Raw genomic sequence first — 9,141 nt, forward strand, 5'->3', positions numbered from 1 at the left:
AATTTTAACGAATATTCACAGACCCCGAACTAGGCCCCAAATGATTGCGCTAAAACCCTAAATGATTTTGGTTACCCGAAACTTTTTGAATCTTTTTAATCCTTTGGTCGATCATCCATATAATCAATCGAATCATAAATATATTTTGTATTCTTTTTTCTTCTCTCATTATAAATACAACCATATAAAACATCCATAATGTATTGCATAGCTATATGACTTGAAAACTGAGACATCCTATCGCGATTATTTTCAGAATCACTGATAGATAAATGATATGTCACATATTGAGAATAATAATTACTTCCTGCTTTTCCAATTTGTATAACTTTCACACCTTTTTCATATAATTTTTTTACAATCGGCAATATAAATGTAGCCTTTCCCGAATAAGATAGAATAATCGCTACGTGTTTTTTATCTGAAGCCAATACAGTTAATCTTTGATTATAAAAGCTGCTTGGACAGTTTACACTCCTTCCAATACTCAACATTTTATCTTGAAAGTTTTCTGCGATATTTGAATTATGGGCATGAGTATAAATATCAACTACATCCGCCGAATCTATTAATTGTGAAACTGCTTTGATTTGGTCTAAATCAACATATTCAAAAGTATCTTTAATAGCCTTTTCATAAAGTTCTAAAAGCTTAAAAGCTATCTGTCTTGGATTATCCTTTGCCTGAAATGGATAATTCACATTGATATATGAATTGTTTTCTAATAAATCAGCATCTTCTTTTGCGATACTTACTTTTAAATCATTGAAACCATTAAAACCAATCTTTTTCACAAAACGGTGAATCGCAGATTTTGATATAAAGAGTGTATCAGCTAATTCTTGAATCTTTAATTTCATAACCACATCTTTATTATTTAAAATATAAGATGCGATTTCTGACTCTAGCGGTGTCATAGAATCACATAGTTCTATCCTTTTTTCCAATTTCATCTTATATCCCCTCCAACTAATCCAATAATATCTAAGAATTCTTAAAATAGAAAGAGAAAAATTAGTTATTCATATAATTATCCGCAAACACCCAATTCTTCTGAATGTTGTAGACGACAAAAAATAAAATCGTATCAATGATAGCTTTCACAATAACAGTTGGTATAGGAAGAATACTTAATAGAGATACTAGAATACCACTAGCTGCCATCTGACAGACAAACACAATTGAATAGCGAACCATTTCTCTTCCTGGATTTAATTTACTTTGAAAGCTAATATATCGATTTAATATATATCCTACACTACCACTGATTGCTCTCGCGCAAATGGTTGCCATAAAAATTGAAATGGCTCCAAGCTTAAAAAATAAATTTTCAAATAGAATAAAGAAAACTAAGTCAAAGACTGTGGCTACATTGGATGTTAATAAATATTTCCAAAATTTTAGATACATTCCAAGTAAATCAACTACTGGACGAAAATGACTCGTTTCATTCCTATTATTTGTGTCTGAACAAATAGGCACAACCACAATTGGTGTTTTTTGTATGGCTGCATCTAGAAAATTCAATTCATAATCATACGACTTTCCCTCTGCACATAGTGCTAGTTTTTTTAATGAAGCTGGAAAACCACGAAGCCCACTTCTAGGATCTGGACATTCCTTTCCATGATTGGTAATACGGAAAAATAACTTCTGGCAAGAATTCATCCAAAATCTTACTTTCTTTCCTTTTTTTCTTTCATATGTACGTACGCCAAGCACAAAACAGTCTGGATTGTTTAATAATTCTTTTGCGACTTTTTCAATATCTTCCGGTGAGTATTGTCCATCACAATCGGCTGTAATATAGAAATTAGATTCTCCTATTTTTTCATCCGCCAATCTCAAAGCACTTCTTAACGCAACGCTCTTTCCCATTTTCTTAGAATGATGCATAACACAAGCACCCATAGATTTGGCTTCTTGAAAATATTGTTGTCGATCCTCACTACTTCCATCATCCGTAATTGCGATTTTATTAAAGTCTAAATTATGTAAACCATAAATCAGTTGAATCATTCTTTCATCTGGCTGCAACGCTGGAATCAGGATAATACAATTATCATATACTCCCATTTTCTTCTCCCTAAATTACAATACTACATCTTTATCATATCTGTCTTTTGAATCGAAAGATATATACAATGGGATAAAATTATTCATTTCTAAAACATTTAATCATTTCACATATTTGAAATAATTATAAATTTTCGATTTATACATCAATCGAGTTATATAGAAAATATTAAGAATAAAATGTATTCACAACTTAGAGATTTTCAATATTTAGACGATGATGGAATTTTTAGAAGCGTTCCTGAATATCCAGAATTTCCATGGTTTGAAGGTATTGTAAATGCCGTTACACATAGAAATTATTCATTACAAGGTGATCACATTCGCATCTCATTATTTAATGATCACATGGAAATATTTAGCCCAGGAAAATTACCAAATATCGTAACTTTAGATAATATGAAATACACTCGTTATTCAAGAAATCCAAAGATTGCTCGAGTTCTTTCTGATTTTGGTTATGTCAGAGAACTTAACGAAGGGGTTAAACGTATTTATAATACATTATAATTAAGTTCTAACTCAAAATACATATTATGTGCATAAATATTAAAATCATGCTATTAAAATGTGCATAAGTACATAAAACATGCTATTTTTTTGTGATTTTTTATTGCCTGAACAACATTTATTAACTATACTTATAATAAAGGAGTTGATATTTAATGATATATCTTAAGCGTAAAATTGATTTATACTTGTCAAAATGGAAAATGAACCAAGATAAAAAACCCCTAATTATTAAAGGGCCAAGACAAGTCGGAAAAACTGAATCAATTACTAGATTTGGTTTTAACAACTATAAGAGTGTTGTTTATATTAACTTTGTAGAAGAGCCTAATTATAAATTGATAACTACAGATGGATATAAAACTCAAGATATCATAAAAAATATATCTAGAATAGATCCTTCCAAACGCTTTATAAAAAATGAGACACTTATAATTTTTGATGAATTACAAGACTTTCCGGAAATTGCCACATCTCTCAAATTTTTCAAAATTGATGGACGCTTTGATGTGATATGTAGTGGTTCACTGTTAGGTGTAAACTATCAAAGAATTGAGAGCAATAGCGTGGGATATAAAACAGATTATGAAATGTTTTCTTTTGATTTTGAAGAATTCTTATGGGCAAAAGGATATGATGAATCCACTATTATGGATATGCTAGAACATTTGATTCAATTAAAACCATTTAATGAAATCGAAATGTCTATATATACATCATTGTTTTTAGACTACTGTATTTTAGGAGGTATGCCAGCAGTTATTAGAGAATATATTGAAAAAGGCACATTTGAAGGGGCTACTGATATTCAAAAGCAACTCATCGCCGATTATAAAGAAGATATAAGAAAATATGCTGATGGTATGGATCAAACGCGAATCACAAATGTATTTGAACACATTCCAGTACAACTTGCAAAAGATAACAAAAAATTTCAGATTACTAAAGTTGCACAAAACGCTAGATTTAGAGACTACCGCGGATGCATTGAATGGTTAAAAGACGCAGGTATTATCAACATTTGTTATTGTATGCAATTTCCTGAATTACCTTTAAAAGGAAATTATGATGAAACAAAATATAAAATTTATTTTGCTGATTCCGGTTTACTAGTAGCTATGTTAGACGATGAAGCTCAAGAAGATTTAAGAATAAATAGAAATTTAGGTGTATATAAAGGAGCTCTTTATGAAAACATCGTGGGTGAAGCTCTAATCAAAGCTGGATATAATCTGTATTACTATAAAAAGGACAATTCAACATTGGAACAAGATTTTTTTGTTCGAAATAAAGAAAATTTAATTCCAATAGAAGTCAAGGCAACAAACGGCACTGCAAGGTCTTTACGTACTTTAATCACTAGTAATCACTATCCAGATATTGAATTTGGCATTAAATTTATATCAGGAAATATCGGTTATGCTAATAGCATATACACTTTCCCTTATTTCTGTGCTTTTCTCTTAAAAAAGTATTTAAGCAATATGAAATAAGCATACAATTATCAAACAAACTCGTCTCACCTAAACAAAAAAGTATCTTTATGAGCTGAAAATCCTTTAACAATCCGTGTCGAGAAAATATTCCATATTCTGTATTATTCAAATAATAGTGTATAATGCTGAGTATTCCATGGTGGCGGAGCCACCCAATCCATCAAAATAGAGCCACTCATTCCATTTGGACAGAGCCATGCAATCCATTACGCAGAGCCACTGAATCCATAAAGAGAGCCACTTCAAATTATGAAATGACTCTCATTTTTATTATTTGATTTTTGAATTAGTCTTTCATACACCACGGAGGTTACCTGAATTCACACTTATGCCCCCTTAAAACGGTGCTTTCTTTATGACATAAGGAAAAAAGACCATGGAACAAATCTATGATCTTGATATCTCTATTACCTCATAAATTCTAAAAACCCCGGTCCACGCGGGATCCCGGAGTTTTTCATCACAGTCATGATAATACGCAAATGCAATTTTTACAACATTCATCATGCAAATAAACATTGTATGGTATTTGATTAATTTTTTAAATCTCATAAATTTTGATTGATATTTTAGCTTAAACAATTGTGTGAACAACACACGATCTTAGAGAACTGAATGTCTTCTTATTTAAAGCATATTCAGTTATTTTTGCGTCTTATACGCGTGCTTAAAGCGCCTTTTAGATATTTATTATACAATCCGCTCTTTCTACAAGTTCTTCATCATGACTGACTATCACAATTGTTTTTCCCTGTGACTGCATTTTCTTTAGGATTTTAAACACAACCTCTTTGTTTACTGAATCCAAACTTCCTGTAGGTTCATCTGCCAAAATCAGTTGACATGGTTTGATTAAAAGTCGAGCTAAGGCAACTCTTTGTTGCTCTCCACCAGAGCATTCACATATCTTTTTATTTTCGAAACCTTTTAAACCCACATCTTCAAGTGCTTTTAATATTCTTTCCTTCTTATCTGGAAATGAAAAGTGATCAACAGACAAATACAAGTTGTAATATACACTCTTATTATCAATCAACGCAAAATTCTGGAATAAATATCCTATTTTTGCCTTTAACAATTTATTAGCTTGTCTAGAAAATGGTTTTACATTTTTCTTATCAAAAATCACAATATTCCCTTTATCTGGAGAATCCAAAAGACCAATCATATTTAACAATGTAGATTTTCCTGATCCTGAAGCACCTTGTATTGCGACAAAACTTCCTTGTTCTATTTCCATTGAGAAATCATCAAAGATCACATGATCATGATATTGTTTATGAATCTTATCAACAACTACTACCTTCATTCCAAATCTCCTTTCAAGGATAACAACACTTTTTTTCTTTCAAAATATGTTCTAAAAATTAGAGCTATCATAAAATCGATTAGAATAGTGAATACCCACAAATACAAGCCTATTGTCGCAATATTTTTTACAACTAGAACCATCCACAACAGCAAGACAAGATAAACAAACAGATTCACAATAATAAAATCACGATATTTTTGCCAGATGTTTTTTCCCAACAAACAATTTAAAGAAATCATCTTTCGATTTTCTAAAAAATATAAATATATAGATTGATACTGGAACAAGAATAAGACAATCGCATAGACAAAAAGTAATATAGCTGAATCAATAATCAATTTATTGATTACCATGGTCTTTTTTCCATAATCATAATTTTCATACGCATAGTTCATATTTTGATACAATCCCTTAGATTTCAAGAAATCATTAATGGATTTCTTTACGGTTTTATCTTTATCCTTAATATAAATACCAAATTGACTCATATCATAGTTTTCATCCACAACATAAATAATTGGATTTTTCACATGCCAATTATCCTCTCTTAAACTATGCGAAAGCATGACATAACCATCATCAAGTTGATCATACTCACACTCCGTAGCCAAACAATAACTTTCATCTATATTCACTGATTTTGGAGCATAAAGAGTACCCGGCTTAAATGTTTTTATCGGCTTACCATCCTTATATAAATCATATTCCTTTAAATACTGCTCATTTACAATGATATAAGGATACGTTATTTCATCATCATTACGATTTATTTTGGTTGAGAAATCTTCATATATATATGGATATTCTCGAATCTTTTCATTCAACTGGCTCATCGCATCTTGGTACTCCAAAGAAAACATATTTATATTAACACCCTCTAAACGAAGATAATTATTATAGGTTTCTTTGTATTTATTTAAGTAATACCCATCCTGAACCACTTGAGATGTATACTTAAACGAAGTCGATAATGGTATAAATATTGAAATCAAAAAAACACATTTCAAAATAAACAGAGTCATTGAAATCCATCTAAACTGAGATTTTTTCAATATAACAACCGATTGAATTTGACTTAATAAGACATATATTATAAATCCAACTACAATCAGACAAAGTACAAAAAGAAGGGCAGACTGCAATAAATATTGAATGAGTTCATGAGTAACAGCTCTAAAATTTTGAACTATAAGAAGATATAATAAAGCTTGTGTTAATACAAACATCAATATGCTTAACAAATAAAATTTTCCATATAGCCTCTTATAAATAAACCATGAAGTAGCACCTTGCATCTTACGAATAAAAACTTCTTTTCTAGATGTCAATGCATCAGATAAAAGACATAATAAAACCGCAATTGCTAAATACATCAAAATTCTCTTTAGAAACGAATAGTCAATCACTCCTGTAGAAAAATCGGATGTTGTGATATCACCATCCACTTTCAATTCAGATAATATTTTCGTATCCTCTAAATCCTTCAACAAATCCTGTTTGGAATTTGTGACAAAGTACAATGGAAACAATGTATTGCCATTCCAATCTTCTATATAATTCGCAAAAGTCTTTATTCTATGCACATTATTGTATTCACTATGATAATCTTGATCAATAAAATCAATCGTTGCATACCTATTTTTATCTTTATAAGAAGAAGACAAATAACGATCGCTATTTATGTTAAAATCAATCGTTTTATTTTCTTCTGTATAAACTGGTAATTTATTTTGTTTTGGAAGATATACATATTCCGTTTTTATATTTTTAGAAACTATACCAACAAAACAAGGATACGAATGTTCTTGCAAAAAAGAATACACCTGGTTAAATTCTTCTTTTCTTTCTTGCTTATCTTCACTCAATTGTAAATCAATTGGAACAACTTCCATATCGTTTTCTTGAGCAAACTTGTAACTCAGATTTATCACATCATTATATTGTTTCTGTGACAAGTTAACATAACTATCATAAAAAATAATACTTGATATAAAAATAACCAAAACCATTATTATTTTTTTCATAACCTGCTCCCTACTTTTCCAATTGTAATTAATCAATCTCTTGTTCGAACATAATACAAAGATAGTAGTACCACTTCTACAATTCCATATGGAAACAACCATAAATATGCAAATTCTGGATGTAATTCATCAATAGGTGTTTCTGAATTTTCGATTACAATTACACCAGACTTTATATCTTCTACTTTTTTCTTATCATGATAGATATGCAAAGGACAAATAATAGCAAGTACAATTATGCATATCAATAATACTCTTCCTGGCTTTTTATTCATAATAATTTTCATTAAACACCCTTCTATTTAATACAAAAAACAAAACATTGTATATAAGCAATACTATCATTCCGATTGAATATGGAAAACTACTTGTTCCAGTAATAATCATTGTTGGATCTCTATAAGTAAGTGGATTAATTATATTTATCATATTTAAAGAACCTAGCGGCGATAAAAAGTATAGTCCTGCTATAACAAATAAACTAATAAATAATCCTATATACGCATTTTTAATAAGATAAGAAACCATAAAAGTAAACTGATAATAAACACCAATCAACAATATAAGCATTACTACTGTCAAAATAATGACAATTCCTAATGTCGTATAATCCAAATAAGGATTTCGTGCCATTTCTGTACTGTAATATGTTAAACCTACATTATACATAGCATTTTTCGAAATACAGTGTTGTGTTCCATTTACAAAATCTTTAATTTTTGAAAAACTAAAACCTGTAATTCCATCCACATTAGCTAAAATTGGATATTTAAAATTTTGAAATCCTGACTTTATGCCTAGAATGATTGAAAATACTAATATGGGAACGAATACTACACCAAGAATCAAAATGAGATCTGAAGTAAATTTGTATATATAAAATTTACTTTTCAATCCGGGTATAACCATTAAAGATTTATCTAAACCATCGTCATGATAATTTTTTCGTACATTAAAAAATAACAATACAATTAGAATGGGAATACCCAAAAACAATACATTTCGACTTAGTTGTATTAAAATTGTAGCACTGTCTACGCTTGAATAGCAAAGAGGGCTCAATTCATTTCGGTATAATCTCTCAAAATAACGTGCTCCCTGCTGATATGTTGGAATCATTTCATAGCCAGCCGTTCCTACAGGTTGAAACCAGGTGTAATCTTTTGGATTCGGTGGTACTCGTGTTAATTTATATTTTTTTTGAATCTGTTTTAACTCTTTCTCATGATTTGTATAATCAAAAGTAGACTGTGATTTTATCGGTACGCTCATACGCATATCCACATTGTAACAATAGACTTCCATACCCGTTATATACATTTTCTTCCACTGTTTACTCTCTTTGTAGTATTCAAAAAACTTCCCTTTATTATTTACAGATTCAATCTGTTTTTCGATATATTTTCTTTTCGAATCAGGTAAGTTAAAACGAGTTAAAGCACTAACTTCCATTGATCCTTGAGATAATGAAAATACGTCTTCTATCTGTGCCTTATTGTTTAATACAACCAACATGACAAGTTCGCATATAAGTAAAAGCCCAATTAATATTTTAACCTGTGATTTTTTTAAGTTCCGTTTTATTTCAAATTTCATAAATTTCAACATATCAATCACCCGTTACAATCAAATCTTTCTTTTTTAACAAAGCTCCTCTTTTGCAAATGGGTGGTGAATAGAAATGTGAGCAATTTCGTTAGCCAGACACCTAACAAAAGAAACA

Annotated in this window: 8 protein-coding genes; 2 read left to right on the forward strand and 6 right to left on the reverse strand. The window is 30.0% G+C overall.

What is annotated here, in order from left to right; all coding sequences use genetic code 11:
• Window positions 1-95: 95 nt before the first annotated feature.
• Window positions 96-953, reverse strand: a complete 858-nt coding sequence (locus Q0F04_RS10630; RefSeq protein WP_295753128.1) for a MurR/RpiR family transcriptional regulator — start codon at window positions 951-953, stop codon at window positions 96-98.
• Between the two features lie 61 nt (window positions 954-1,014).
• Window positions 1,015-2,076 (reverse strand): glycosyltransferase, encoded by a 1,062-nt coding sequence (locus Q0F04_RS10635; protein WP_295753130.1) that lies wholly within the window; start codon window positions 2,074-2,076, stop codon window positions 1,015-1,017.
• A gap of 180 nt (window positions 2,077-2,256) precedes the next feature.
• Here Q0F04_RS10635 and Q0F04_RS10640 point away from each other — a divergent pair, with 180 nt between their 5' ends.
• A complete protein-coding gene (locus Q0F04_RS10640; RefSeq protein ID WP_295753133.1) occupies window positions 2,257-2,586 on the forward strand; it encodes an ATP-binding protein in 330 nt (109 codons plus the stop codon).
• A gap of 155 nt (window positions 2,587-2,741) precedes the next feature.
• Window positions 2,742-4,079, forward strand: a complete 1,338-nt coding sequence (locus tag Q0F04_RS10645) for a DUF4143 domain-containing protein (protein ID WP_295753135.1) — start codon at window positions 2,742-2,744, stop codon at window positions 4,077-4,079.
• Window positions 4,080-4,761: 682 nt separating this feature from the next.
• Here Q0F04_RS10645 and Q0F04_RS10650 read toward each other — a convergent pair.
• From Q0F04_RS10650 to Q0F04_RS10665, 4 genes are read right to left on the reverse strand one after another with little or no spacing between them, the layout of a single operon-like run.
• On the reverse strand, window positions 4,762-5,391 hold the full coding sequence (locus tag Q0F04_RS10650; RefSeq protein WP_295753137.1) for an ATP-binding cassette domain-containing protein: 630 nt from the start codon (window positions 5,389-5,391) through the stop codon (window positions 4,762-4,764).
• Complete coding sequence (locus Q0F04_RS10655) at window positions 5,388-7,418, reverse strand: DUF1430 domain-containing protein (RefSeq protein WP_295753139.1); 2,031 nt, start codon at window positions 7,416-7,418, stop codon at window positions 5,388-5,390. The genes Q0F04_RS10650 and Q0F04_RS10655 overlap by 4 nt, the downstream gene beginning before the upstream one ends.
• A 32-nt stretch (window positions 7,419-7,450) precedes the next feature.
• Complete coding sequence (locus tag Q0F04_RS10660; protein WP_295753141.1) at window positions 7,451-7,705, reverse strand: hypothetical protein; 255 nt, start codon at window positions 7,703-7,705, stop codon at window positions 7,451-7,453.
• Entirely contained in the window at window positions 7,686-9,026 is a 1,341-nt protein-coding gene (locus tag Q0F04_RS10665; protein WP_295753143.1) for a hypothetical protein, read from the reverse strand. The genes Q0F04_RS10660 and Q0F04_RS10665 overlap by 20 nt, the downstream gene beginning before the upstream one ends.
• Between the last annotated feature and the right edge of the window lie 115 nt (window positions 9,027-9,141).

Source organism: uncultured Holdemanella sp. (genome assembly GCF_934772795.1).
GTDB lineage: Bacteria > Bacillota_I > Bacilli_A > Erysipelotrichales > Erysipelotrichaceae > Holdemanella.